The organism is Burkholderia sp. PAMC 26561 (genome assembly GCF_001557535.2).
GTDB lineage: Bacteria > Pseudomonadota > Gammaproteobacteria > Burkholderiales > Burkholderiaceae > Caballeronia.
On the sequence record NZ_CP014307.1, the window covers coordinates 1,243,219 to 1,269,510 of the forward strand.

19 protein-coding genes are annotated in these 26,292 nt (G+C 60.6%); 7 read left to right on the forward strand and 12 right to left on the reverse strand.

Annotated elements, in window-relative coordinates; genetic code table 11:
• Nucleotides 1-81: 81 nt before the first annotated feature.
• The 4 genes from AXG89_RS21220 to cobA all read right to left on the reverse strand — a co-directional run bounded on the left by AXG89_RS21220 (nucleotide 82) and on the right by cobA (nucleotide 4,266).
• Nucleotides 82-1,383, reverse strand: coding sequence for a YihY/virulence factor BrkB family protein (locus AXG89_RS21220; protein WP_062172306.1), 1,302 nt, complete (start codon nucleotides 1,381-1,383; stop codon nucleotides 82-84).
• 334 nt (nucleotides 1,384-1,717) lie between these two features.
• Nucleotides 1,718-2,860, reverse strand: a complete 1,143-nt coding sequence (locus AXG89_RS21225; protein WP_062172307.1) for a CmpA/NrtA family ABC transporter substrate-binding protein — start codon at nucleotides 2,858-2,860, stop codon at nucleotides 1,718-1,720.
• A gap of 11 nt (nucleotides 2,861-2,871) precedes the next feature.
• On the reverse strand, nucleotides 2,872-3,447 hold the full coding sequence (locus tag AXG89_RS21230; protein WP_062172308.1) for an ANTAR domain-containing response regulator: 576 nt from the start codon (nucleotides 3,445-3,447) through the stop codon (nucleotides 2,872-2,874).
• 63 nt (nucleotides 3,448-3,510) lie between these two features.
• A complete protein-coding gene (cobA, locus tag AXG89_RS21235) occupies nucleotides 3,511-4,266 on the reverse strand; it encodes a uroporphyrinogen-III C-methyltransferase (protein ID WP_062172629.1) in 756 nt (251 codons plus the stop codon).
• 495 nt (nucleotides 4,267-4,761) lie between these two features.
• Here cobA and AXG89_RS21240 point away from each other — a divergent pair, with 495 nt between their 5' ends.
• The 4 genes from AXG89_RS21240 to AXG89_RS21255 are packed head-to-tail and all read left to right on the forward strand — an operon-like array spanning nucleotide 4,762 to nucleotide 13,127.
• Nucleotides 4,762-6,090: an MFS transporter gene (locus AXG89_RS21240; RefSeq protein ID WP_062172309.1), complete on the forward strand. Its 1,329-nt coding sequence runs from the start codon at nucleotides 4,762-4,764 to the stop codon at nucleotides 6,088-6,090.
• 13 nt (nucleotides 6,091-6,103) lie between these two features.
• The gene (nirB, locus tag AXG89_RS21245) at nucleotides 6,104-8,638 is read left to right on the forward strand and encodes a nitrite reductase large subunit NirB (RefSeq protein WP_062172310.1); all 2,535 of its coding nucleotides are present in this window, start codon (nucleotides 6,104-6,106) and stop codon (nucleotides 8,636-8,638) included.
• Between the two features lie 11 nt (nucleotides 8,639-8,649).
• Nucleotides 8,650-8,997: a nitrite reductase small subunit NirD gene (gene nirD / locus AXG89_RS21250; protein WP_062003619.1), complete on the forward strand. Its 348-nt coding sequence runs from the start codon at nucleotides 8,650-8,652 to the stop codon at nucleotides 8,995-8,997.
• A 5-nt stretch (nucleotides 8,998-9,002) separates the two neighbouring features.
• On the forward strand, nucleotides 9,003-13,127 hold the full coding sequence (locus tag AXG89_RS21255; RefSeq protein ID WP_062172311.1) for a sulfite reductase subunit alpha: 4,125 nt from the start codon (nucleotides 9,003-9,005) through the stop codon (nucleotides 13,125-13,127).
• 30 nt (nucleotides 13,128-13,157) lie between these two features.
• Here AXG89_RS21255 and AXG89_RS21260 read toward each other — a convergent pair whose 3' ends face one another.
• The 4 genes from AXG89_RS21260 to AXG89_RS21275 all read right to left on the reverse strand — a co-directional run bounded on the left by AXG89_RS21260 (nucleotide 13,158) and on the right by AXG89_RS21275 (nucleotide 18,007).
• The gene (locus AXG89_RS21260) at nucleotides 13,158-13,883 is read right to left on the reverse strand and encodes a haloacid dehalogenase type II (RefSeq protein ID WP_062172312.1); all 726 of its coding nucleotides are present in this window, start codon (nucleotides 13,881-13,883) and stop codon (nucleotides 13,158-13,160) included.
• A gap of 71 nt (nucleotides 13,884-13,954) precedes the next feature.
• Nucleotides 13,955-15,349 (reverse strand): MFS transporter, encoded by a 1,395-nt coding sequence (locus AXG89_RS21265; RefSeq protein ID WP_062172313.1) that lies wholly within the window; start codon nucleotides 15,347-15,349, stop codon nucleotides 13,955-13,957.
• 69 nt (nucleotides 15,350-15,418) lie between these two features.
• The gene (locus AXG89_RS21270; RefSeq protein WP_062172314.1) at nucleotides 15,419-16,669 is read right to left on the reverse strand and encodes a metal-dependent hydrolase family protein; all 1,251 of its coding nucleotides are present in this window, start codon (nucleotides 16,667-16,669) and stop codon (nucleotides 15,419-15,421) included.
• Nucleotides 16,670-16,828: 159 nt separating this feature from the next.
• Entirely contained in the window at nucleotides 16,829-18,007 is a 1,179-nt protein-coding gene (locus tag AXG89_RS21275; RefSeq protein WP_062172315.1) for an acyltransferase family protein, read from the reverse strand.
• Between the two features lie 300 nt (nucleotides 18,008-18,307).
• Between AXG89_RS21275 and AXG89_RS21280 the strand changes: the two genes are divergently transcribed.
• Entirely contained in the window at nucleotides 18,308-19,507 is a 1,200-nt protein-coding gene (locus AXG89_RS21280; RefSeq protein ID WP_062172630.1) for an acyl-CoA dehydrogenase family protein, read from the forward strand.
• Nucleotides 19,508-19,609: 102 nt separating this feature from the next.
• On the forward strand, nucleotides 19,610-20,929 hold the full coding sequence (locus AXG89_RS21285) for a Gfo/Idh/MocA family protein (RefSeq protein ID WP_062172316.1): 1,320 nt from the start codon (nucleotides 19,610-19,612) through the stop codon (nucleotides 20,927-20,929).
• A gap of 7 nt (nucleotides 20,930-20,936) precedes the next feature.
• On the opposite strand, the gene AXG89_RS21290 is transcribed toward AXG89_RS21285, so the two are convergent.
• The 4 genes from AXG89_RS21290 to AXG89_RS21305 form a co-directional block, all read right to left on the reverse strand.
• Entirely contained in the window at nucleotides 20,937-21,902 is a 966-nt protein-coding gene (locus AXG89_RS21290; RefSeq protein WP_062172631.1) for a glycosyltransferase family 2 protein, read from the reverse strand.
• Between the two features lie 135 nt (nucleotides 21,903-22,037).
• A complete protein-coding gene (locus AXG89_RS21295) occupies nucleotides 22,038-22,868 on the reverse strand; it encodes an IclR family transcriptional regulator (RefSeq protein ID WP_062002556.1) in 831 nt (276 codons plus the stop codon).
• A gap of 17 nt (nucleotides 22,869-22,885) precedes the next feature.
• A complete protein-coding gene (locus AXG89_RS21300; protein WP_062172317.1) occupies nucleotides 22,886-24,208 on the reverse strand; it encodes an MFS transporter in 1,323 nt (440 codons plus the stop codon).
• Nucleotides 24,209-24,254: 46 nt separating this feature from the next.
• Entirely contained in the window at nucleotides 24,255-25,025 is a 771-nt protein-coding gene (locus AXG89_RS21305) for an SDR family oxidoreductase (protein WP_062172632.1), read from the reverse strand.
• Between the two features lie 200 nt (nucleotides 25,026-25,225).
• On the opposite strand from AXG89_RS21305, the gene selD reads away from it, so the two are divergent.
• Nucleotides 25,226-26,290, forward strand: a complete 1,065-nt coding sequence (gene selD, locus AXG89_RS21310; RefSeq protein WP_062172318.1) for a selenide, water dikinase SelD — start codon at nucleotides 25,226-25,228, stop codon at nucleotides 26,288-26,290.
• Nucleotides 26,291-26,292: the final 2 nt, after the last annotated feature.

Here is a 26,292-nt window from a genome sequence, read left to right on the forward strand (position 1 = left end):
AGCAATACGTTATGGCGTATTACTCGATACAGCCTTTTTGAAGAAAGCCGGCACCGCAGAACGATGCCGGGCATTGCCCCTTTAGTCCATGCGCGGCGGCTGATCCCGCCCCGACAGCAGCGCGAGCGCAATGCCTGCCCCACCCGCGAGCAGCACGGCGCGCCACGGATGACGCCGCACTAGGTCATTCGCCCGCACCGCCTTCCTGCCGCAACCAAGCATGGCTTGCGCCGTCGCTCTGGTGGCGGTCGTTTCCGCTTTGGCGAGCTTACGGCTGAGCGTGAGTGCCGTACTCAACGCCGAGACCTTTTTCCGTGCTTGCTGCGTGAGCTTCTGCGAGCGCTCGGCACGCTGTTCTATCGACGTACGCGCCGCGCCAGCTGTGAGCGCAGCGCTGTGGGATTCGACGACAGATGCATCCGTGGAGCGTCCGCTGATAGTGGACCCCGCAAGCATCGATCCGATCTTGGCGCGGCTGCCGGGCGGAACACGGCCGCTTTGCTGGCCCCATGCGCCGCGCGGATCATGAAGGCGTGCGCGCGCAGCAGAGAATTCCGCGCCAAGCAGCAACACCGCCGCCGAGAAGTACAGCCACATCAGCAATACCGCGAGCGAACCCGCTGCCCCAAACGAATTGGCCGTACCGGCATGGGTCAGGTAAAACGCGAACAATTTCTTGCCGACAGAAAACAGGATGGCCGCGACCAGGCCGCCTACCAGCGCGTCGCGCCACTGCACGCGGGCATCGGGCAGGAATTTCAGCAGGGCGCCGAACGCCATGGACAAGATGACAAGACCCACGCCAAGCTGAACAATGTCGCCGATGATCACGAACGACGAATCGCCCCACAGCCATTTGCCGACGGCCTGGATGGCGGTATCGAGCACGAGCGACACGATCAGCAGGAAAGCCACGCCCAGTACGAGGCCGAACGAGATCAGCCGGACGCGCACCAACGCAAAGACGCTTGACCTTTGCTCTCCGGCGAGCGGCCAGACAAGATTCAGTGCTGTATTGAGCGATGAAAATGTCGCTGATGCACCCACCGCCAGCAGCACGAATGAGATGACGGCCGCGATCCCGGTTCCGCCGCTGCGATGCGCATTTTCAACAATGCTTTGCACGCTTGCTGCGGCCTGATCGCCCAGCATGCCGTTGACCTGGTGGAACAACTGGCCGCGCGCCGCTTCGGCGCCGAATACCCAGCCGGCGACTGCGATCACCATGACCAGCGTGGGAGCGAGCGAAAACGCGGAGTAGAACGCGATGCTTGCTGCCATTGCCGCGCACCGGTCCTCGCCGAATTTCTTGAGGGCGCCCATGACCCAGGATGCATCCTTCTTAACGACAGCCTGGAGTTTCTCGGTCGACAACGTGCTCATGGCAGCCTCAAATTCGTTTAGCGGTAAGTTCTGACGGTTTGTAATGCCACGAAGCACGATGCGTTCCACGGTATCGACGCGGAGAGCGCCTAAGCCGGGAGGGCGTAACCAATCAAGCATCGGCTAACAGGAGGGGTGTTGGCAATGGTAAAGCGGATGCATCGGCCATTCGGTCGAGTGCAGCGCCATCTTTCAAATCGGAGTGTCCAATCGAGGCAGTCGACCGCTTACGCGGTTTCGTCGACCATGACTGTTGGATGGCGGAAGAGAAACGCGCACGTATGTCTCTTTTTATTAGATGATTGCGGCGTTTTTCAGGCAAACCTGCTGAAGGCTACGCGCGTAAATCAAATCCATCGAGATAAGCGGCCGGATCTTGCCCATCCCACATTTGGCCATCGATAAGAACATCGGCGCGTAGTTCTTCGGGTACGCGCACTTCCATCAACGCAGCCGCCTCGCAATACAGCGCTGTCTCCGAGAGCGCGGCGGCGATCGCGGCATCGTCCTGATCGCCAGAGAGCATTCCCCATCGGCGGTATTGCGTGAGGAACCAGAGGCCATCCGAGGCGCGCGGATAATTCACGGCACCGTCGTCGAAAAAACTGACGCCCGGCGGCTGCACGGCGAACTGCGCCGGGTCGTAGTGGCCGAGCAGCCGTTGCTCGATCAGCGCTTGCGGCGCGTCGACCACATCGGGTGCCGCGAGCCACGCTGAAATATCCATACGATGCTTCGGGTAATCGAGCCATCGGCAAGCTTCCAGCATGGTCTGGATCAGCGCGCGCGATGTGTTCGGGTTTTGCGCCACAAAATCGCGGCGGCTCGCGAGCACTTTCTCCGGATGCTCCGGCCAGATCTGGCTCGTGACCGCGACCGTTTTGCCCGCGCCGCGCGCTTCGGCCACGGCGTTCCAGGGCTCGCCGACACACAGGCCGTCGAGTTCTCCGTCAATCAGCGCGTCGACCATTTGCGGCGGCGGGATCACGACGCTGCGGATATCGCGTATTGGATGCACGCCCTGAGACGCGAGCCAGTAGTAAAGCCACATGGCGTGGGTGCCGGTCGGGAAAGTCTGCGCAAACACTGGACGACGCCCTAGCGTGGCAAGCGCGTCTTTCAGGTTGCCGTGCTGTTTCAACGCCGCGGTCAGCCGGTTCGACAACGTGATCGCCTGCCCGTTGCGATTCAGGACCATGAGCACGGCCATATCGCCCTGCGGTCCGCCGATACCCATTTGCACGCCGCACACGAGACCATATAGCGCATGCGCTGCATCGATCTCGCCCGAAAGCAGCTTGTCGCGCACCGCCGCCCACGACGGCTGCCTGCACAACTCGAGCGTCAGGCCATGACGATGACCAAACTCGAGGACCTTGGCGGCGACGAGCGGCGCAGCGTCGCTCAACGCCACGAAGCCGAGGCGTATATGCGTTTTCTCGGGCTTGCCGATGGAAGAGGGCGAGGAAATATTCATGTCGTTGCAGGCTACCCCAATAGATCAGCCATCGATACCAGTTGCCGGGCGACTTCAGCGAGCTTCATCCCCTGGTCCATCGCGCTTTTGCGTAGCAGGGCGTACGCGTCCTGCTCGGACATCTTGCGCCGGTCCATCAGGAGGCGCTTGGCTTTGTCGATGAGCTTTCTGTCCGCGAGTTCCGTCTCGGCATCTGCCAGGCGTTTGAGTAATTGCACTTCGCGTGCGAAACGCGCGAGCGCGACCTCTAGAATCGGCGCGAGCTTTTCCGCTTCGAGCCCTTCCACGAGGTACGCGCTGACGCCGGCGCCGACGGCATCGCGGATCAGTTGCTGGTCGCCATCGTTGCTGAACATGAGGACCGGCCGCGGCGCGGTCTCGTTCATCACGGCGAGCTGCTCGAGTGTGTCGCGCGATGGCGATTCTGTATCGATGATCACTACGTCCGGACGCTGCTCTTCCACCACTCTCGGCAAGGCCGCCGGGGTCGCGACTTCGGCGAGCATGTCATAACCCAGGCGTGCAAGTGCCTGGCGCAAATCGCCGATGGGTTTGTCAGTGTCGGTGACGAGAAGCACGCGAAGCATGGGGCAAGTGCCGGTATTTTTATTCAGGAGCAGCGAAGGCACTTCAGGGGCAAATCGCGCAGATCAAGCGGCGCGCTGGACATTGGGCGCCGGTTGTTCGACCCACTGCATGGCCTCGCCAATCGCGTTGCCTATCAGAATCACGGCAGGGCTCGTCAAACCGGCTTCGGTTGCACCGATAGCCAGCCGATCCAGCGTCCCGAGCCATCGATGCTCTGCCGGCGTCCCTGCCCACTGCACGACGGCCGCGGGCGTGGAAGCGGGCAACGCGCTCATGAGCGAAGCGCACAGGTTTTCGATGCGGGTCATGCCCATATAGATGACGAGCGTTGTTCCGGTCGCTGCGAGCGCGGTCCAGTTCGGCTCTCCGTGGTCCTGCTTGTGCGCGGTGACGAAGGTCACGCCCTGGCAATGCTCGCGATGCGTCAGCGATACACCCAGGCTCGCCGCCGCCGCAAAACCCGACGATATCCCGTTGATGATATCGACGGGAATTTGCGCACGTCGCAACGCCGCGAGCTCTTCGCCGGCACGGCCGAACAACAGCGCGTCGCCACCTTTCACGCGCACGACGTGCAGGCCCTTCAACGCATAACGCTGCATCAGCCGTTCGATGAAAGCCTGCGGCGTCGATTTGCATCCGCCGCGCTTGCCCACGCGAATCACGCGTGCGCGTGGCGCCAACGAGGCGATCCCGGGGTTAGCCAGATCGTCGAGCAAGACAATATCGGCGAGTGCGAGCGCTTTCGCGGCCTTAATGGTCAGCAGGTCGAGGTCGCCCGGGCCTGCGCTTAGCAAAGTAACCTTGCCGGTAGTCATGATGATGATGTCCTTTGGCGGCGTTCCAAAACAAAACGGCATCCGCTCGTGCTTGTGCACGAAGGGACGCCGTTGTCCTGGATCGCCGAAAGTAAGCGCAAGACGTCGTTGCCATGCGCTTGAACGTAAATGCAATAAGCAGGCCAACACGCGCAAGCAAGCACGGACGTGAACGCCATTCGTCTGCTCGCACGTGTGCAGTGCTGCAGCGCACCGTAGCTGTGCTTTGCTGCATCAAAAAGCATCGGCACTCATTCCGTGAATTGACGACAAACCCCGTAGAGCCCCGTACTGCCGTATCCGAGCCCGCATGGCATACACCTTGCGTTCGATATCGCCAACGGATCAACGACGATCTCGTCTTTTTGCCTCACGCAGCACCGTACTGCAGCACCCTATTGCAGCAGCCCCTATGGGCTTCTTGGACAACGGCGTCCCCTGAATTCAGTCAACTGGCTGGAATCACGGGACGCCTTTTTGTTTTGTGGAACGGCCATGTCAGATAAAGCAACGCGGATCGACCTCTTCAGTTTTCGCACGGCGCCAATGCGCGCTTTTCATCTCACGTGGATGGCATTCTTCGTGTGCTTCTTCGCGTGGTTCGCATGCGCGCCGCTGATGCCATTGATCCAGCGCGAGTTCGGTCTGTCGATCGATCAGGTTGCGAACATCAACATTGCAGCGGTCGCGGCGACCATCCTCGTACGCCTGATCATCGGCCCGATGTGCGATCGATACGGCCCGCGCAAGGTCTATACGGCGTTGCTTGTCCTGGGCGCTTTTCCAGTGCTGGCGGCAGCGCTTTCAGGCGGTTACACGAGCTTTCTTCTTGCGCGTCTGGGGATCGGTGCAGTGGGCGCGAGTTTCGTGATCACGCAATATCACACCTCGGTGATGTTCGCGCCGAACGTGGTCGGCACGGCTAACGCAACGAGCGCCGGATGGGGCAATGCAGGCGCGGGCGCGGCGCAAGCGCTGGTGCCCTTGTTGCTCGCAGCAATGCTTGCCCTGGGCGCAAGCGATGCATCGGCATGGCGCTACGCGCTCGTGGTGCCGGCCCTCGCCATGCCGCTCATGGCGGTGTTCTACTGGCGCCTGACGCAAGACTGCCCGCAAGGCAACTTCGATGAACTGCGCGCGCAAGGCATCACAATCGATGGCGGCAAGAAAGGCGGCTGGGCGAGCTTTCGTGCGGCGTGCGCGAACTATCGCGTATGGATGTTGTTCGTGACCTACGCCGCGTGCTTTGGCGTCGAGGTGTTCATCCATAACATCGCCGCGATCTATTACGTCAACCATTTCCATCTTTCGTTGAAAACCGCGGGCCTTGCAGCGGGAAGCTTCGGCTTGCTCGCGCTCTTCGCACGCGCACTGGGCGGCTGGCTGTCCGACAAGTTTGCCGCGCGCCGCGGACTCGATGTGCGCTCCACCTTGTTGTTCGTGCTGATCGCAGGCGAGGGCCTCGGCTTGTACTGGTTTTCGCGTGAAACCAGTGTCGGGCTCGCCGTTATCGCGATGCTTTGCTTCGGTCTGTTCACTCACATGGCGTGCGGCGCGACATATGCGCTAGTGCCGTTCATCGACCGCAAGGCGCTTGGCGGCGTGGCCGGGATCATCGGCGCGGGCGGCAACGTGGGCGCCGTCGCGGCAGGCTTCCTGATGAAAGGTCTCGGCAACGTCCAGCAAACCCTGGCAATGCTCGGCGTGCTCGTCTCGATCTCCGCACTCTGCGCGCTGGCCGTGCGCTTCAGCACCGAGCACAAGGCACGCGAAGCCGAATTGCGCGCGGACGCATTGGGCATCAATAACAGCATTGCAAACTGAGAGCGTTCACATCATGAAAATCGTCGTCATCGGTCATGGAATGGTGGGGCACAAGCTTCTCGAATGCATCGCCGAAAAAGCAGGGCATGGACTCGACATCACCGTACTTTGCGAAGAACCGCGACCCGCCTATGATCGCGTGCATCTGTCGGAATTTTTCTCCGGCAAGACGGCGCAGGATCTGTCACTGGTCGAAGCGGGATTCTTCGAGCGCGAGAACGTGCGGCTCGAGCTCAACGCGAAAGCGGTGTCGATCGATCGCATGGCGCGGACGGTGACCGTGTCGAGCGGCGAAGTGCTGGGCTACGACAAGCTCGTTCTCGCAACCGGGTCCTATCCGTTCGTGCCGCCGGTGGCGGGTAACGACCGGGCTGACTGCTTTGTGTATCGGACGATTGAAGATCTGGAAGCGATGAAGGAATGCGGCGCGCGATCCCGGACCGGTACGGTCGTGGGCGGCGGTCTGCTGGGACTGGAATGCGCGAAGGCGTTGCGCGATCTCGGACTGCAGACACACGTGGTGGAATTCGCACCGCGCCTGATGGCCGTACAAGTCGATGACAGCGGCGCCCGCGTGCTGCGCAGCAAGATCGAAGAGCTGGGCGTGACGGTTCATACGCAGAAGAATACGGTCGCGATCATTGACGGCGAAGCGGGCACGCACCGCATGCAATTCTCCGATGACACGCATCTCGATACCGACATGATCGTGTTTTCGGCCGGCATTCGACCGCGGGACGAAATCGCTCGTATCAGCGGCCTCGAAGTAGGTGCGCGCGGCGGTATCGTGATCGACAACAACTGCGTGACGAGCGACGAACACATCTACGCGATCGGCGAATGCGCGTTGTGGCAAGGGCAAGTGTTCGGTCTCGTCGCGCCGGGTTACGACATGGCGCGCGTGGTCGCGAAGCAGTTGCTCGGCGAAGCGCATGCGTTCGCGGGAGCCGACATGAGCACGAAACTGAAGCTCATGGGCGTGGACGTGGCAAGTATTGGCGACGCGCACGGCAAGACGCCGGGCAGCCGTGCGTACCAGTTCAGCGACGAACGCAAGCAGGTCTACAAGAAGATCGTCGTGTCGGATTGCGGCAAGTTCCTGCTCGGGGGCGTGATGGTCGGCGACGCGAACGAGTACGGCACTTTGCTCCAGATGATGCTGAACCGCATCGAGTTGCCGGAGTCGCCAGAGTTCCTGATTCTCCCTTCTTCCGATGGCCAGCAGAAGCCGGGTCTTGGCGTCGATGCGCTTCCTGTCTCGGCGCAGATCTGCTCGTGCAACGACGTATCGAAGGGGACGATTTGCGAAGCCGTGTGTGCCGGCGCGATGAGCATTGGCGCATTGAAGTCGGCGACCAAGGCAGGAACATCGTGCGGCGGGTGCGTGCCGCTCGTCACGCAAGTGATGAAGGCCGAGATGAAGAAGCAAGGGCTCGCGGTCAACAATCATGTGTGCGAGCACTTTGCGTTTTCGCGGCAGGAGCTTTATCACCTTGTGCGCGTCGAGCGCATCAAGACCTTTGGCGAATTGCTTGCCAAACACGGTCATGGACTGGGCTGCGATATCTGCAAGCCGACAGTGAGCAGCATTCTTGCATCGTGCTGGAACGAGTTCGTGTTGAAGAAGGAACACGCGAGCCTGCAGGACTCGAACGACTACTACCTCGCGAATATCCAGCGCGACGGAACGTACTCCGTCGTGCCGCGCATGGCGGGCGGCGAAGTGACACCCGATGGTTTGATCGCCGTCGGACAGGTCGCGAAAAAGTACGGGCTTTACACGAAGGTAACGGGCGGCGCGAGGGTCGACCTGTTCGGCGCGCGGGTCGAGCAACTGCCGTTCATCTGGGAAGAACTGATCGCCGCCGGGTTCGAATCGGGCCACGCGTACGGCAAGGCGGTGCGTACCGTGAAGTCGTGCGTTGGTTCGACGTGGTGCCGCTTTGGCGTGGGCGATTCCGTGGGCCTCGCGATCGATATCGAGAACCGCTACAAGGGCTTGCGCGCGCCGCACAAGATCAAGTTCGGCGTCTCCGGCTGCACGCGCGAATGCGCGGAAGCGCAGGGCAAGGACGTCGGCATCATCGCGACCGAGAAGGGTTGGAACCTGTACGTCTGCGGCAACGGTGGCATGAAACCGCGCCACGCTGAACTCCTTGCGGCGGATCTGGATGCGGTGACGCTCGTGAAATACATCGACCGCTTCCTGATGTTTTATGTGCGCACCGCTGACCGCTTGCAGCGCACGAGTGTCTGGCGCGACAACCTCGAAGGCGGTCTCGACTATCTGATCGATGTTGTCGTGCACGACAAGCTCGGCCTCGCCGCCGAACTCGAAGCCGAGATGCAGCACGTCGCCGATACCTACGAGTGCGAGTGGAAAAAAGCCGTCACCGATCCCGAAACCCGCAAGCGGTTCCGCCATTTCGTGAACAGCGACGCGTCCGATAACAACGTGAGTTTTGTCGAGGAGCGCGGGCAGATTCGTCCCGCTACGCCCGCTGAACGCAAGTTGATCGGCATCCCTGTCGTTGTCGAAACCGTTTGATGGAGGGCGTCATGAACATTGATCGAATTCCCGCAGCGTGGGTGCCCGTATGCGCGCTCGATGACATCCTGCCGAACACCGGCGTATGCGCGCTGATCAACGGCACGCAAGTCGCGGTGTTTCATCTCGCCGATGGCGAAGGCGGCGTGTTCGCCATCGATAACTTCGATCCGGGATCGCAGGCCTCGGTGCTCTCGCGCGGACTGATCGGCAATCTGGGCGATCGCATTGTGGTTGCATCGCCGATCTACAAGCATCACTTTGACTTGCGCACCGGCGAGTGCCTCGAGATTCCCGCGAACTCGGTCAACGCGTTTGCAACGCGCGTTGAAGACGGACAAGTCTGGGTCGCGGTCTAACCGATATGAACACCGGTACCGTCAAGTCTGTTTGCCCCTATTGCGGCGTTGGCTGCGGAATGGTCCTGCATGTCGAGGACGGGCAAGTGGTCAAGGTGTCGGGTGACAAGGAACATCCTGCCAACTTCGGGCGTCTTTGCACGAAAGGACAGTCCGCGCACGTTGCCTTGCGCAAATCGGGGCGCCTTGAAAGCGCGTTTATTCGTCACGCACGCGGTCAGGACCCAGTACCGCTTCCGATGACACAGGCGCTGACCGACACCGCTCACCGCCTGCGCGCCATCCTGGACAAACACGGCCCCGATGCGCTTTCTTTTTACGTCTCCGGCCAGATGTCGATAGAAGCGCAGTACCTTGTCAACAAGCTCGCAAAGGGGTTCGTGGGCACGAACAATATCGAGTCCAACTCGCGGCTGTGCATGGCGAGCGCAGGCAGCGGCTACAAGCTTTCGCTGGGAGCGGACGGGCCGCCGGGGTCGTATCAGGACATCGACAAGGCCAACCTGTTTTTTGTGATCGGCGCGAACATGGCCGACTGCCACCCGATCCTGTTTCTTCGCATGATGGACCGCGTGAAGGCGGGCGCGAAGCTGATCGTGGTTGATCCGCGCCGCAACGCTACCGCCGACAAAGCCGGTCTCTTCATGCAGATCAAGCCCGGCACCGACCTCGCGCTGATCAATGGTTTGCTGCATCTGTTGTACGAAAACGGGCATACGGATGCAGGTTTCATCGATGAAGCGACTGAGGGTTGGGACGCAATGCCCGCATTTCTCGCGGACTATACGCCCGCCAAGGTCGCCGCGATCACCGGCATTCCTGAAGCCGATATCCGTCGCGCGGCGCAATGGATTGGTGAAGCGCCGGAGTGGATGAGCTGCTGGACCATGGGCCTCAACCAGAGCACGCATGGCACGTGGAATACGAATGCCATCTGCAATCTGCATCTCGCGACGGGCAAGATCTGTCGTCCCGGCAGCGGCCCGTTCTCACTCACCGGTCAGCCCAACGCGATGGGCGGCCGCGAGATGGGCTACATGGGTCCGGGCTTGCCGGGGCAGCGCTCGGTGCTCGTCGATGAAGACCGCAAGTTCATTGAAGACCTGTGGCGCATTCCGGAAGGCTCGCTCAGGACATCGGTGGGGAACGGCACCGTGGATATGTTTTCGCGCATGGCCGCCGGCAGCATCAAGGCGTGCTGGATCATCTGCACGAACCCGGTCGCAAGCGTGGCGAACCGCCAGACCGTGATCGCGGGATTGCAGGCCGCGGAGCTCGTCATTACGCAGGACGCCTTCCTCGATACCGAGACCAACCGCTACGCCGATGTCCTTCTGCCCGGCGCGTTATGGGCCGAAGCCGAAGGCGTGATGATCAACTCCGAGCGCAATATGACGCTCACGCAAAAGGCTGTCGATCCGCCGGGAACGGCCATGCCCGACTGGCAGATCGTCGCGCAAGTGGCGTGCGAAATGGGCTTCGCCGATGCGTTCAGCTATGCATCGGCAGAAGATGTGTTTGCGGAGATCGTGCGGACATCGAACGCGAAGACCGGCTACGACCTGCGCGGCGCGAGCCATGAACGGCTGCGCGAGTCTCCACTGCAATGGCCCGTTGAGAGAGACGCGGCATCTGATCGCAACCCGGTGCGTTATATCAACGATGGTGTACATCAGACATTGAAAGTGTCGCCCGATGGCAGCCGTCCTCGGCTCGTGTTTCCAACCGCGAGCGGCAAGGCTGTGTTCTTCGCGCGCCCGCACGTGCAGCCAGCCGAGATGCCAGACGTGGAGCGTCCTGTCGTGTTGAACACAGGTCGCTTGCAGCATCAGTGGCACACCATGACGAAGACCGGCAAGGTCGCAATGCTCAACAAGCTGAACCCGAAACCCTTTGTGGAAATCCATCCTGAAGATGCGGCGGCGTTGGGCATTGAAACGAAGGACGCCGTCGAGATCAGGTCGCGTCGCGGTCGTGCTGTGTTGCCGGCCGTCGTGACAGATCGCGTTCGCGCCGGCAACTGTTTTGCGCCGATGCACTGGAACGATGTCTATGGTGACGAGCTTTGCATCAACGCGGTGACCAATGATGCGGTCGATCCCATTTCGCAGCAGCCCGAATTCAAGTTCTGCGCCGTTGCGCTGAGTCGCGTTGCGCCTGGAACGAGCGACGTCATACCCGATACGCACGACGATCACACCGACATCACTCAGGAACCGGACATGTCCCGCATAGATGCTCTTTCCACGTTGCTCGGCATTCCGGAAACGCCGGCGCCGCAACTCAGCGACGCGGAGCGTTTGTATGCAGCCGGATTCATGAGCGGGTTGCGTTCGAACGAAGGGCGCGCGACTCACGGTGTTCCCGTGCTGCCGGTGAGCGCCCCGTTTGCCCCGCAGACCCGCCTTTGGTTCGATGGCGTGCTCGCCGGTCTGTTCAGCCGCGCGGAAGGGGCCTCAGCCCTCCAGCAACCGGTACAGGAACCGGCGGTTCGCATCGTGCGGGCACGGCCGAAGGTCACTTTGTTGTGGGCATCGCAAACAGGCAACATCGAATCGTTGACCGAGCGCTATGCGACTCAGCTCATGGAGTCGGGCTTCGAGATTCGTACATCGTGCATGGATGATTTTGCGGTATCGGGCCTGGAAAAAGCGCAATACGTGCTGCTGATGACCAGCACGTTCGGCGATGGCGATGCACCCGATAACGGCCAAAGCTTCTGGGCCGAACTTCAAGCCGATAACGCACCGCGTCTGGACACCGTGCATTACGCGGTGCTCGCTTTCGGCGATCGCAACTACGACGCGTTCTGCGGCCACGGACGAAAACTGGATGCACGCATGCTGGAGCGCGGCGCTAGACGCCTCGCCGACCGCGTGGACTGCGATGTCGAATATCAACCCGATGCCGACGCCTGGCTCGAACGGATTGCCGCGCGCATCAAGGCGGAAGACGAAGCGCTGCATGCAGTTGCCGCCGATGGAATGATCCCTTCCGTTTTGCCTGGGACTGTTGCTTCGAAGGCGCATCCGGCTACGTCGCGGCTTGTAAAGAACTTGCGGTTGAACAAGCAGGGCGCGACGAAGGACACACGGTATTTCTCGCTAGCATCGAAGGACTCGGGCCTTGAATACGAAGTCGGCGATGCCTTGGGCGTGTGGCCGAGTAACTGCCCTGAACTCGTCGATGAACTCATCGGCCTGAGCCATCTTTCGCCCGATGCGCCTGTCACAGTAACGGGTGCGGGCGAGATGCGCCTGGCCGATGCACTTGGCAAGCATTACGAAATCGCGCGGCCAAGCGCTGACGCGCTTGCGTTCATTGCGGCACGGACAGACAACGGCACGTTGAAGGACATGCTCCGGGAAGATCGCAAGGCTGATCTGAAGAAATGGCTCTGGGGCCAGCAGTTGGCGGACGTCCTGCACGAGTTCCCGGTGAAGCTTTCCGCGAATGAACTGACTGGAATGTTGAAGCGCATGCAACCGCGCCTTTATTCGATCGCGTCGAGTCCCAAGGTGCATGCCGACGAGATCCACCTGACCGTGTCGGCGGTACGCTACAACAATGGGCGGCGTCATCGCAAGGGTGTGTCATCGACTTTCCTGGCCGATCGCGCAGAAGACGCCAACGTCCCTGTTTTCGTGCAAAAGTCGGCGCATTTCCGCCTACCGCGCAATGGCGATGCACCCATGATCATGGTCGGTCCCGGTACGGGCGTGGCGCCGTTTCGTGGCTTCCTGCATGAGCGCGAGGCCCGCGGCGATACCGGCCGCAACTGGCTGTTCTTCGGCGAGCAGCATGCCGCAACCGACTATTACTACGGCGATGAACTCGATGAAATGCGTCGCAAGGGCCTGCTGAACCGCCTTGATCTTGCGTTTTCTCGCGACCAGGCGGAGAAGATTTACGTGCAAGACCGGATGCGGGAGCAGGGCGCCGATCTTTGGAAGTGGCTCGAGGAAGGCGCGCATTTCTATGTTTGCGGCGACGCCAGCCGCATGGCGAAGGATGTGGATGCTGCCTTGAGATCCGTGGTGGTTCAGCAGGGCGGCATGAGCGACGACAGGGCGCGCGACTACGTGGGCCGCATGGTGAAGGAAAAGCGCTATGTGCGGGATGTTTATTGAAGCGGTCCGACAGCGACCCGTCTGAAAAAATCAGCCTTTAGCCAACGCTTCCCGATGCGCTTGCGCAAGCTCTGCCATGCTCGTGAACTTGAAGTCGATGCGAGGTTGCTCGCCCGGATTCATGGTCGCGCCAAAACCCTGTTGCGCATGACGTCGATAAATCCAGCACGATGCCAGTCCAAACGCATTAGCCGGCTTGTGGTCATGAAACAGGCTCTCCGCGGTGTGCAGAATTGCGCTCTTGGGAATGCCCATTCCGCCGAGCTTGTCCAGCATGTACTCAAAATTGCGCGGTGACGGCTTATACGATCCCACGTCCTCGGCGGTAATCACAGCGTCGAACGAAACCTTGAGCTTTGCATTGCTATAGGCAAAACTCTCGTTGTCGATATTGGAAAGAATTACCAGCTTGAAATGCTGCTTGAGGTATTGCAGTGCCTCCGCCGAATCCTCGAACGCAGGCCAATGCTGAACGGACTGCCCATACGTCGCGCATTCTTCGCGCGTGACGGGCACATTCCATTCTTCGGCGATCCGCTTATACACAATTGGAAGCAGATCGCGATAGCGCGTGGCCGGCGTGTAGAGTTGCTGCAACGACTCATGACGTGCGTGCGCTTCGAGCACGGCGTCGCGCGTAAGCGGTTGGCCCACGCGCTCGATCAGCGGCCTCAGGCCATTCATGATGCCGCTTTCCCAATCGATAAGCGTGCCGTAGCAGTCGAAAGTGAGAGCTTTGTAGTCGGTGAGTTTCATATGAATTGGCTAATGGAATGATCCGCTAGTCTAATGGATGGCACCGCGATTCATCCATCAAAAGCGGGGGCTTAGCCGCGCAGTTGCGTAGCTGCTATGTCCTCGAGCGAGCGGCCGCGGGTGGGCACACCCATCACCACGACCGCCAGCGCGCCGACGACCAACACGAAAGTCGTCGCGCCGAACACACCACCGAAACCCAGTATTGGATAGACATACCCCACCAGGATGGGCGCCGCGATCGCCCCCAGCCGTCCAATGGACGAAGCCATGCCTACGCCGGTCGTGCGCACGTCGGTGGGGAACACCTCGGGCGTGTACGCATAAACGCCGGCATACGTGCCGTTCATGAAGAACGACAGCAACACCCCGGACGCCATGATGCCGGCATCGCTGCGCGTGAGCGCAAGACCAAGCGCGGAGACGCCGCCGAGGACCATATACGATGCAATCGTCGCCTGCCGTCCGATTTTTTCGTTGAGCCACGCGCCCGAGAAATAGCCGGGAATCTGAGCGATGTAGATCACGAGCGAATATGAAAAACTGCGCGTGATCGTCATGCCGTTCTGCACGAGCAGACTGGGAATCCACGTGAAGAATGCGTAATAGCTGAAGGTTATCGATAGCCACATGATCCACGTCATCGCCGTGATGCGTGCGAGATTGCGCGACCACAAGGCCTTCACGTTCGCAAGCGCGGACGCGCGTTGAGCGGACGCGCGTTCAGCGGCTATCGGCACGACGGAGTCTGCGGCGGCATCGGTCTCGGGCAGCGATTCGAGCTTGACGCCCGCAGCTCTCAGCTCGGCTTCGGCTTGCGCCACGATTGCTTCGGCTTCGTCGTGCCGACCGCGAGCGACGAGCCAGCGCGGCGACTCCGGCAACGCACGCCGCCACCAAAGCAACATCACGATCGGGAGCGCCGTGATCACCATCACCCAGCGCCATGCATTGGGCGAAAGCGGAATCACCAGATAACCAAGCAATGCAGCCGCCACGAAGCCAAAGGAGAAAAAGCCCGCAAGGCTACCCGTGAACGCACCGCGATACCGCCGCGCGACGAACTCGGACAAGAACGGCGCCACGATCGCGCTTTCCGCGCCCGTGCCGAGCCCGGCGACGATCCGCGTGGCGAGGAAAAACGGCCAGTCGTGCGCGACCGCGCTCGCAAGCGACGCGATGCAGTAGATCACGAGCGCATACATCATCACGCGCTTGCGGCCAATCAGGTCGCCAAGAATGCCCGCGAGCATCGCGCCAAGGAAGTAGCCGATAAACGTGCCGCTACCGAGCACGCCGGTTTGCACGCTGGTCAGCATCCATTCCTTGCGCAAGACCGGCAGCAGGAAGGCGAGCACCGCGGCGTCCATGGCGTCGAACGTGTAGCCCAGGCCGCCCATCAAAAGCAGCCTGCGATGAAACGAGGAAAACGGCATACGCTCGATACGCGCGGAAATCGTCGACATGCTTGCGTGCCTCGCTGGCAGAAGTTGCGGTTGAGATCTTGTCTTCGCGGTGCTGCTCAAGTTGCTGGATCAGGCGCGTTCGAGTTCGTCGAAATGAATATGGCCGCCTTTCATCACGAAGGGGATGTGCTCGCCCTGACCCAGCAGGCAGTCGACGGACTTCAGCGGATTGCCGTCGACCACGAGTACGTCGGCGAATGCGCCCGGCATGATGCGGCCGAGTTTATCGGTCATGCCGAGCACTTCCGCGCCGACCAGCGTGGCACTTGCTATGGCCTCCGCTGGTGAGAGGACGTCGGCTCGCAGCCGGAATTCGTCGCTTTGCATGTGCTGCGCTTCGCCGAGCAGATCGGTGCCGAAGCCCATCTTCACGCCCGCACGTTTCATGATTTCGAGCGAGCGCAGGCCGGCCTGATGCACGTCGGCGACTTTCGCAAGGCTGGCCGGGGGCAAGCCGTATTTGTCGCCAACGCTTGCCAGCGCTTCGTAGGTCACGAGCGTCGGCACCACGAATGCGTTGTGTTCGACGATCAGCCGGGCGGTGTCCTCGTCGATAAGATTGCCGTGCTCGATAGTGCGCACCCCACACCGTACTGCCCGAGAGATGGCCTCGGGCGTGTAGGCGTGTGCCAGCACATAGGTTTGCCGGCCACGCGCTTCGGCGACGATCGCGCGAATTTCGTCTTCCGAATAGCCCCATGCGCCAACGGGATCTGTCGGCGATGCCACCCCGCCCGATGCCATGATCTTGATCTGGTCCGCGCCCATCTGCAGTTCTTCGCGTACGGCGCGGCGCACTTCATCCACGCCGTCCGCCACGCGCCCGAGCGCACCGACACGCACGCAGCAACCGCATGGTGCATCGGGCGGCATGTAGTCGGTGCGCGCGCGCATGTCGCCGTGACCGCCTGTCTGGCTCAGCGCGCGGCCGGAGACGAACATGCGTGGACCTTCGGCCAGTCCCGCTTCGACCGCTTGTTTGAACGGATATCCCGCGCCGCCCGCATCACGGATGGTAGTGAAGCCGCGCCGCAACATGGCGCGCATCAGCGGAACGGCGCGCAGCGTAACGAGCACGTTGGGCAGGGTCGCGACGCGCGGCAGGTTGAATTCGACGGCAATGACGTGAACATGCAAGTCGATCAATCCGGGCATCAGCGTCTTGCCCTTCAGGTCGATCACGCGGGCGCTGTTCGATTTGATCGGCTGGTCGGAAACTTCCTTGATCAGCCCGTCTTCCACGAGTACTTCATGGCCGGTGAGAAGCTCAGGTTGTGTCGGGTCCAGCAGCGAGCCGTTTCTGAATAACACGGACGACATTGCAAGTCTCCAGGGACGATTGAATCGAACGCGTGAGCTGCTCAAGGCGACGCGCTGGTTTGCACGATGAGCAGACTATACGCCGCACATAAACGTATGTGCCATGCACGGACGCGCTCGAAATCGTCGGACGGAGAGGGAAGAGGGAAGTTCCTTGGGTCAGGACCGGCGTTGCACAGTCGCGGTTGCCTGATTGTCGATGGTGTTGATGGTGTCGCCGGATGTCGCCGCATGCGAGAAGCCTGCGCGAATGCGTTTTCTCATGGGTTCTTCGTAGAACCTGAAGATCACGACGCTCGCAGCGACAGCGAATACGACCGCGAGCCATCCGTTCGACTGCCTGAACCCGGCTATGTAGGCAAGATACGCAATCGGTACATGGATCAGGTACAGCGAATAACTTGCTTCGCCGAGCTTGATCAGGATGCGCTGGTTGAGGAAGTTGATCACCGGGCGATCCATCAGCGCGAGCCCGAGTATCAATGCGGCGAACAACGGCGAAGCCAGATAGAACGCCGGGGAAAACGGATGCCAGAGAGCGAGCACGACCAGCGTGATCAATGCTCCGCTGATCAATTTGAGCGCCAGCGCATGCCTGTCCGCACGCGCTTCACGCAGCTGAAGAAACAGGATCGCGGCATAGATTCCGGCAACGAACTCGAACAGACGCGTGAGCGGCAGGCCGACGATAAGAAAACCGCTGCGCGACGCGGGCAGGCAGGTCTGCAAAAACAGGATCCACAATCCTTGCAGCAGAAAGAACCCGACACATGCGAGCGTCAGCCGAGCAATGGGCACGGGCAACATCTTGCGAAGCATGAGCGGAAACAGGAGGTAGAAGAAGGCTTCGCATGACACGCTGTCCGATGGCCCGTTCCACGGCTGGTTGATCGCGGCGAATGGAAACCACGCGTTCAGCAGCAGCAACTGGCAAAGCAGGCTTGCGCCTATCGCCAAGTGCACGGAGCTTTTTACCGCGTACCACTGGAGCAGCAAGGACGGGTTATCGCCATGAAGCAAATAGAGCGTGGTGGGCACGCATAGAACGAGACCCAGCAACACGACTGGATAGATGCGCGCAAAACGGGCCTGATAAAACGCGGCATTGCCTTTGATAGCCAGTTGATCGCGATAAGTGAATGTGAGGATAAACCCCGACAGCACGAAAAATAACGATACCGCTGGACGGCCGCCATCGAAGAATTCGAATATCTCCCTTGGCAGATTAAGTAATCCGAGCTCGGAATAATGTGAGACCACGACAGTGATCGCCGCGAGAAAGCGGATGCTCGTCAACGCGGGAAGCGAACCGCCTGAGCTGGAAATCGGCGCGTGCACTGTTCTCTCCCGTGGTCCGGAATTTACCGTGTACGCAGCCTATCACCGACATTAAAGGAATGAATTACCGGACTGGTTCCGTGCGTTCGTTTGGCGGGAGCCCGCTTGAAAATGGCGAGTTTCCACGTGGCATGGCGAACGTTCAACGGCATTTAGGTAAGCAACCGTACCGCACAGGTCGTCCGGACATCGTGCTTGTAGCTATGGCTCGCGCAGTGTGCATTGAGGCATCATTGCCGGAGTACACGCCATACGGTCCAATCATCAAGCCCCTGAACAAAGGAAACACCTATGAGCAGCATGGAGGTTGTGCAAACGGAACGCGCCAAAGAGATCGCATCGCGTGTCGAAGCGTTCGTGCGAACGGTCGTAGTCCCATACGAACGGGATCCGCGCTGCGGCAGCCACGGACCGAGTGAGGACCTCGTGCGCGAATTGCGCGGCAAGGCACGCGCTGCCGGGGTGCTGACGCCGCATATCCTCGCCGATGGTGGCCATCTCACGCAACTCGAGACGGCAACGGTTTTGAAGCGATCCGGTTTGTCGCCGCTCGGCCCGGTCGCGGTCAACACGGCCGCGCCTGATGAAGGCAACATGCTGCTCATCGGCAAGATTGGAACCGATGCACAGAAGACGCGTTTTCTCGCGCCGCTGGTCTCGGGCGACGCGCGCTCGGCATTTTTCATGACCGAGCCGGCGGTGGACGGCGGCGCAGGTTCCGATCCATCGATGCTCAAGACGTCGGCCCGACGCGATGGAGATCACTGGGTGATCGATGGAACGAAGGCGTTCATCACAGGCGCTGAAGGCGCATCGGTTGGCATTGTGATGGCGCGCAGCAACGCGGACGACGATACCGACAAGGTCAAGGCCACCATGTTTCTGGTCGACCTTCCGAATCCGGCCATACGTCTTGAACGAATCCTTGACACTATCGACAGTTCGATGCCGGGCGGTCATGCCGTCGTGCGCATCAAGGGCTTGCGGGTTCTGGACGACCAGGTGCTGGGCGAAGTCCATGAAGGGTTCAAGTACGCGCAGGTCCGCCTGTCGCCGGCGCGGCTATCGCATTGCATGCGCTGGCATGGCGCGACCACGCGCGCGCATGAAATCGCAACGCAATATGCTTGTACGCGCCGCGCATTCGGCAAGTTGCTGATCGATCATGAGGGCGTTGGATTCATGCTGGCCGAGAACGCGATCGACCTGCAGCAGGCCGAACTGATGATCGACTGGTGCGCTGCGGTGCTCGACAGCGGGTCGCTCGGGACATCGGAGAGTTCCATGACGAAGGTCGCGGTGGCCGACGCGTTGTTCCGGGTCGCGGATCGCTGCGTGCAGGTGATGGGCGGCACGGGTGTATCGCGCGATACGATTGTCGAACAGGTGTTTCGCGAAATCCGTGCGTTCCGCATTTACGACGGTCCGACAGAAGTACACAAGTGGTCGCTTGCGAAGAAGCTCAAACGCGACACGCTTGCGGGTATGCAACGCAGCTAAGGCGTGACGAAGGCACTTGTACGCAGGGCATGAACGGGCGAGGAATGGCAAATGCTTTGTTGCCTCCGACCCGATCGATTGCCAGGCTTGCAAGGAGCACACATGGACCAAACGGACCGCCCTGACTCACAAGACCTCATCCCCGAGGATAAACCGGCTTCTCAATCCGGTCGCCGCACATTTCTCCAGCGCAGCAGCGCGGGCCTTGCGGCAGCGCTTGCAACCGGCGCGGCGGGCACGGCATGGGCTGCGGGACCACCTGCCGCCGCAGCCAATTCGGTCAAGCTGCCCCTGATTGCGGACCCCAGGACCGAGCAGAAGGAAGAAACGCCGGATGCAAACCTGCCGCCCGATGATCGCATCGGATATGCAATCGTCGGGCTGGGCCACCTGGCGCTCGATCAGATCCTGCCGGCGTTGTCGAACTGCAAGTACTCACGTGTGGCGGCGCTGGTTTCGGGCGATCGCAACAAGGCATTGAAGATCGCGCGTCAGTACGGCGTGCGCGAAGCGGATATCTACGACTACCAAAGTTTCGAACGTCTCGCCGACAACCCGCGCGTGCAGGTTGTCTATATCGTGCTGCCCAATGGGATGCACAAGGAGTTCACGCTGAGGGCAGCGAAGATCGGCAAGCATGTGCTGTGCGAAAAACCGATGGCAACGAGCGTGGCCGATTGCCAGGCGATGATCGATGCATGCAGCAAGAACAATCGCAAGCTGATGGTCGCCTACAGAAGCCAGTACGAGCCAATGGATCGCATGATCGCGAACATGGCGAAGGAGAACAAGCTGGGTCCATTGCGCGAATTCATTGCCGGCAACTCGCAGAACCAGAGCGGTCCTTCGCAGTGGCGGTTGAACAAGGCGCTTGCCGGCGGCGGTGCACTGCCGGACATCGGGCTTTATGCGCTCAACGCTGCACGGTTTTTCAGCGGCGAAGAACCCTACGAAGTCTCGGCCTCGCTCACGCAACCCGCAGCCGATCCACGCTTCAAGGAAGTCGAGGAATCGGTGCACTTCATCATGCGGTTTCCGAGCGGTTTCACAGCGACATGCATGGCGAGTTACGGATGCCACGAGTCACGGTTTTTCCGCTTGCAAGGGACCGACGGCTGGGCAGAAATGGACCCGGCTTTCGGCTACAACGGTTTGCGCATGCGTTACGGCATGCTTGTCGACGGCAAGTCGGCGAACACGGAAATTACCACCGATCCGAATAACCAGTTTGCCCGCGAGATCGATCACATGTCGCTTTGCGTGATCAATGACAAGATCCCGCATACGCCCGGTGAAGAGGGTTTGCAGGACCAGCGGATCATGGAGGCGATCTACGAATCCGCGCGGACCGCACGCGTAGTGAAGATATCGAAACCACAAGCTTCGACCCGCGGCCCCGATCCTGAAGAAGAAACGTTTTGAGCGTTGCCTAGCCGTTCTGCGTGCTGCTCTTCAAAGTTCCCGTTGCGGTAAGTCCCTTGAGGACCAGCATCAGATGGAAATAAAGGCGTTTGTTGAGTCCATAGTCGTACGCATACAAATGTGAAAGCGCGATACCAAGCGCCAGTGCCGGTTGATGATTTCGCGCATATACCGAAACCACAATCGGCACGATCCGCTTGAGCGCGAGTTCGCGCGCCGGCTCAAGTTTCTTGTCAAGCTTGAGCGACTTGAGGAAGTCATAAGCGAGGACGGCGGCCGCTGTCGTTGAGCGCGCGGTCGTCTTCGACATCGATACATCCGTCTTGCGGTAATACGACACGTATTCCTTGAGGTAGAACACCTGCGCGGCCGCAATGCAAATCTGTGCGCCGAAGACGTATTCGCAACCAATGCCGTATTGCTTTCTATAGCTGATCTTCTTGACCAGGTCCGCGTTCGCGAGCCAGCCATTGTTTGGCATCATCTGAACCAGACCGGTTCTGCCGGGATCGGTTTGCAATCCGACTACTGCGTCCGTGCGATGGTAGTCCGTGTTGAGCTTCTTGCTGGCTTCAATATCCACTACGCCGTGGTCATTCATCTGATATTGATCGCCGAACGCAACATCGAGATCGGGATGGAGATCCCACGCCGAGAGCAGGCGCTCTATGCAATCGGTCTTGAGGGCATCGTCGTCGTGGATCAGCAGGATCTTGTCGCCGGTGGCGCGATCAAAGAGGCTGGCAATGTTATCCGCCTGTCCGAGCGCGGGTTCGTTGCGGACATAGATCACGCGCGGTTCATGCAGGTAAGTCGAATCGATCAACGCCTGCGTGCGGTGATCCGACGAATCATCGCCAATCAATATCTCTATGTTCTCGTGCGTCTGCGCAAGGCACGATGTGAGCGATTCGACCAGCAACTCGGGCCGGTTGCACGTCGGCAGGCATATGGATATTTTCGTCGTTTTCATGATGTCGTCACCGGAGGTTGCTTGGTGCAACTTTTATACGGACGGTGATTTTTTTCGTCAACGCGATTAAATCAAAGCAAGCCGGCAGCGATTTATTTTATTTATTATCCCGTGTCCGCTTAAAACTGGATGCGCTCATTCGCCTTCGAGGTTGTAGCCGCTAAAGCCCATCAGCGCCGACAATTGCGACGCCATGTCTCCCACCATCCGGCAGACATCGTCGAATACGGGATTGAGCTTTTGATCGATGCGTTCAAGATAAGGCACGTTCACCGCGGCGATTGCATCGCCGTTACTGCCTATCACGGGGAACGCAACGTTGGTTACGCCACGCATTTGCCGGCTCGGCACGATCTCGTGTCCGGTGGCGCGTATTTCATCGAGTAAAGCGAGCAAGGCCGATGGCTCTACATCGTTTTCGCCTTCCACGCGCGTATGCGCGGCGAGCATCCGTTCGCGCTCGGCGGGATCGCGAAACGCCATCAGCACGTGACCCGATGAAGTATCGGTCAGGCCCATGACGGCGCCCACTTTCAAGCCGAATGACCATCGCTCGGGGCTGTCGACTTGCGCGATCACCGCCACGCGCCCGCTATGGTAAATCGATAAATGGCACGACTGCCGCGTCACGTTCGCAAGATCGCGCAACAGCGGCAGGGCCATGGCGGTGAGCGAACGGATCGGCTGCTGCCGGTGCGCCATTTCGAACAGCTTGAGCGTCAGGGTGTAGCGGTCGTTGTGGTCGCCTTGCACGTAACCGCGCCGCTCGAGCGTCACGACCATGCGAAAGATTTCGCTGACCGTGCGCCCGAGCTTCACCGACAGTTCGTTGAGCGTATAGCCTTCGGCGGTATCGACCAGGACGTCGAGAATATCGAGTCCCTTCTCGAGCGCGGGGGCCGCGTAACGGGGGCTCTCGGCATTATCGGCGGATGCGTTCTTCGGTGGCTTCAGTACTGTGTTCATGGCAGGTCAAAAAAATTTCAAAGCGCTTGATCCCGGTTCGCGATCCGCGCCGGCAAGCCGAACAGAATCAGCAATGCAGCGAGGATCAGGACGGTGGCGATGGCATACAGGCCGCCCGACGTGGCGCCGGTGAGATCGACTACCTTGCCGACCAGATACGGACTGATAATCCCGCCCAGATTGCCGATGGAGTTGATCAGCGCGATGCCGCCCGCCGCTGCCGTACCGCTGAGAAACGCGGGCGGGAGGGTCCAGAAGACGGGCAGGCAGCCGATCGCGCCAACCGACGCAATCACAAGCGAGATCATGGCGAGCGTGGTGTCGTGCGCGAAGTACGCGCTCAGCGCATAACCGATACCGCCCACCGCCACCGCCAGCCCGAGATGCCAGCGGCGCTCGCCGTGCCGGTCCGAACTCTTTCCGAGCGCGACCATGCCGATGCCGGCCACCGCATACGGAATCGCTGTGAGCAAGCCGATGGTCATGGGGCTCGTGATGCCGGTGTTCTTGATGAGTTGCGGCATCCAGAAGGTGAGGCCGTACAAACCCATCAGCATGAAGAGATAGGTCAGCGAGAGCAGGAGGGTGCCGGGCTGGCGCATCGCATCGATGAATCTATGCGACGTGCCCTTGTCCTCACGATCGATATTCGCCTGCATGACGGCTTTTTCTTCGGCGCTGAGCCACTTTGCGTTGCTGATACGGTCATCGAGGATCGCGAGCACGAGCAAGCCGAGCAGCGCCGTCGGCAAGCCTTCGAGCACGAACAGCCATTGCCATCCGGCAAGTCCGCCGACGCCCGCGAAGCGCGTCATGATGAAGCCCGACAACGGGCCGCCGATCACGCCGGAAATGGATATCGACGTCATGAAAAGCGCATTGATTCGTGCGCGCCGCTTTGCCGGAAACCAGTACGTGAAGTACAGGATGATGCCGGGCAGAAACCCGGCTTCGGTCGCGCCAATCACGAAGCGCAGCACGTAGAACCATGTCTCCGATGTCACGAACATCATCGCCGCCGACGCAATGCCCCACGAGATCATGATCCGCGCAATCCAGACCCGCGCGCCGACGCGGCTCAGGATCAGGTTGCTCGGGATCTCGAAGATGAAATAACCCACGAAGAAGATGCTCGCGCCGAAACCATACGCAGCGTTCGAGAGGCCGAGATCGCCCTGCATCTGGAGTTTGGCGAAGCTGATGTTGACGCGGTCGAAGTACGCAAAGATGAAGCAGACGATCAGCAAGGGCACGATCCGCCAGACAGCCTTGCGATACGCGTTTTCTTCGAGCGCGCTGGCTTCTGCCGCGCTCCCGGCGAGTGGAATCGATCCCGACATGGGGCGGTCTCCTGAGGTGTGTAGTTGTTATCGGCAGGAGCGCGGATCAGTTCGACCAGCCGCCGTCGATCATATGGATTGTGCCGGTGGTGAATCCGGATTCGTCGGAGGCGAGATAGGTGACGAGCGCCGCCACTTCCTCCGCACGACCAACGCGTCCAATAGGCTGGCGCGCAACAAACGCTGCCCGAACCTTCTCTTCGTCCACGTTGGACGCCGCCGCCTGCGTCGCGATACGCCCGCGCAGCGACGGCGACTCGATGGTTCCCGGGCAGATCGCGTTGCACCGGATCGCCTGGCCGACGAAATCGGCGGCAACGGACTTCGTCAAGCCGATCACAGCCGCCTTCGATGCCCCATATGCGAAGCGGTTCGGCACGCCTTTCACGCTCGACGCCGCCGATGCCATGTTGATGATCGACGCGCCTTTGCCGCTTGCCAGCATGCCCGGCAGGTAAGCGCGAATGGTCCGGTACATGGCCTTGACGTTCAGGTCGAAGCTGAAATCCCAGTCCTTGTCGTCGCACTTCAGGATGTTGCCGTCGGCCACGAACCCGGCGCAGTTGAACAGCACGTCGATAGGGCCGGTCTTCGCGGCGAACGCGGCAATATCGGCGGCATCGAGCACATCCAGACGCGCGGTGCGCAAGGTCGAGCCCGCGCCGGCGTCACGCGCGAGTTCTGCGAGCGCTTCTTCGTTGATGTCGGTAGCCCAGACAGTTGCGCCCTCTGCCGCCAGCATCAGCGCTGAGGCCCGCCCAATGCCGTTTCCAGCCGCCGTCACCACCACATTCTTGCCTTCGACCCGCTTGACCATTGCCGCTCCTTTCACGTTGTCAGGTTCCATCGAACGCAGCATTCCGTTCGATTCCAACGCTGATTTTCACATATGAAAATGTTTTTTATAAGTGAAGGTAAACGCGGAGTTACGGCTTCTTCCCGAAAATCCGGCTTTTCCCGCCGATCCCGAACAGACACCATAATGTCGTTCGCCCGTTACTTCGCCGGACCTTCTGAATGACTGAAATCAAGCTGAACGCCAACCCGTCGCCGCGCCTGACAAGCCTTTCCCATGGCGGCGGCTGCGGCTGCAAGATCGCGCCGGGGCTCCTTGCCGACCTGCTCAAGCGCAGCACGCCCATGGCCTTGTTTCCCGATCTGCTGGTCGGCAACGACACGGCGGATGACGCGGCGGTTTACCGGTTGAACGACGAGCAGGCGATCGTCGCGACGACCGACTTCTTCATGCCGATCGTCGACGACCCCTACGATTTCGGCCGCATCGCCGCAACCAACGCGCTTTCCGACGTCTACGCGATGGGCGGCAAGCCGATCCTGGCTTTGGCGCTCGTCGGCATGCCGATCAACGTTTTACCGCACGACGTGATCGCAGCCGTCCTCAAGGGCGGCGAATCCATTTGCGCTGAGGCGGGCATTCCTGTTGCCGGCGGCCATTCCATCGATTCGGTCGAACCTATATATGGTCTTGCTGCAATCGGACTGGTGCATCCGAAGCGGGTGAAGCGCAACGCGGCGGCGCGCGCCGGCGACGTGCTGATCCTCGGCAAACCGCTGGGCGTGGGGGTTTTATCGGCGGCGCTGAAAAAGGATCAACTCGATGCCGCGGGGTACGCCGCCATGATCGCCGCCACGACCAAGCTCAACCGGCCGGGCGCGGATCTCGCGGCGCTGGACGCAGTCCATGCGCTGACCGATATCACCGGCTTCGGCCTGCTCGGCCATACGCTCGAACTCAGCCGGGGAGCGAGGCTGACCGCGCGGATCCGCTACAGCGATCTGCCGTGGCTGCCGGGCGTCGAGGCTTTCGCGAAGGCGGGGGTGTTCACGGGCGCATCGGGGCGCAACTGGGCGGCGTATGGCAAGGACATCCGGCTGGCGTCGTCGTTGCACGATATGGCACAAACCCTGCTCACCGATCCGCAGACTTCGGGCGGCCTGCTGGTATCGTGTGCGCCTGAAGCGGTTGACGAAGTCCTTGCCATCTTCCGCGCGGACGGCTTCGACGAAGCGGCTGTGATCGGAGAAATGATCGACGGCGAAAGCCGCGTCGAAGTGGTCTGAAT

Bases quoted from the DNA above. Each gene is read 5' to 3' on its own strand.
- AXG89_RS21220 (WP_062172306.1), bottom strand. From the start codon at position 1,383: ATGAGCACGTTGTCGACCGAGAAACTCCAGGCTGTCGTTAAGAAGGAT.
- AXG89_RS21225 (WP_062172307.1), bottom strand. From the start codon at position 2,860: ATGAATATTTCCTCGCCCTCTTCCATCGGCAAGCCCGAGAAAACGCAT.
- AXG89_RS21230 (WP_062172308.1), bottom strand. From the start codon at position 3,447: ATGCTTCGCGTGCTTCTCGTCACCGACACTGACAAACCCATCGGCGAT.
- cobA (WP_062172629.1), bottom strand. From the start codon at position 4,266: ATGACTACCGGCAAGGTTACTTTGCTAAGCGCAGGCCCGGGCGACCTC.
- AXG89_RS21240 (WP_062172309.1), top strand. From the start codon at position 4,762: ATGTCAGATAAAGCAACGCGGATCGACCTCTTCAGTTTTCGCACGGCG.
- nirB (WP_062172310.1), top strand. From the start codon at position 6,104: ATGAAAATCGTCGTCATCGGTCATGGAATGGTGGGGCACAAGCTTCTC.
- nirD (WP_062003619.1), top strand. From the start codon at position 8,650: ATGAACATTGATCGAATTCCCGCAGCGTGGGTGCCCGTATGCGCGCTC.
- AXG89_RS21255 (WP_062172311.1), top strand. From the start codon at position 9,003: ATGAACACCGGTACCGTCAAGTCTGTTTGCCCCTATTGCGGCGTTGGC.
- AXG89_RS21260 (WP_062172312.1), bottom strand. From the start codon at position 13,883: ATGAAACTCACCGACTACAAAGCTCTCACTTTCGACTGCTACGGCACG.
- AXG89_RS21265 (WP_062172313.1), bottom strand. From the start codon at position 15,349: ATGTCGACGATTTCCGCGCGTATCGAGCGTATGCCGTTTTCCTCGTTT.
- AXG89_RS21270 (WP_062172314.1), bottom strand. From the start codon at position 16,669: ATGTCGTCCGTGTTATTCAGAAACGGCTCGCTGCTGGACCCGACACAA.
- AXG89_RS21280 (WP_062172630.1), top strand. From the start codon at position 18,308: ATGGAGGTTGTGCAAACGGAACGCGCCAAAGAGATCGCATCGCGTGTC.
- AXG89_RS21285 (WP_062172316.1), top strand. From the start codon at position 19,610: ATGGACCAAACGGACCGCCCTGACTCACAAGACCTCATCCCCGAGGAT.
- AXG89_RS21290 (WP_062172631.1), bottom strand. From the start codon at position 21,902: ATGAAAACGACGAAAATATCCATATGCCTGCCGACGTGCAACCGGCCC.
- AXG89_RS21295 (WP_062002556.1), bottom strand. From the start codon at position 22,868: ATGAACACAGTACTGAAGCCACCGAAGAACGCATCCGCCGATAATGCC.
- AXG89_RS21300 (WP_062172317.1), bottom strand. From the start codon at position 24,208: ATGTCGGGATCGATTCCACTCGCCGGGAGCGCGGCAGAAGCCAGCGCG.
- AXG89_RS21305 (WP_062172632.1), bottom strand. From the start codon at position 25,025: ATGGTCAAGCGGGTCGAAGGCAAGAATGTGGTGGTGACGGCGGCTGGA.
- selD (WP_062172318.1), top strand. From the start codon at position 25,226: ATGACTGAAATCAAGCTGAACGCCAACCCGTCGCCGCGCCTGACAAGC.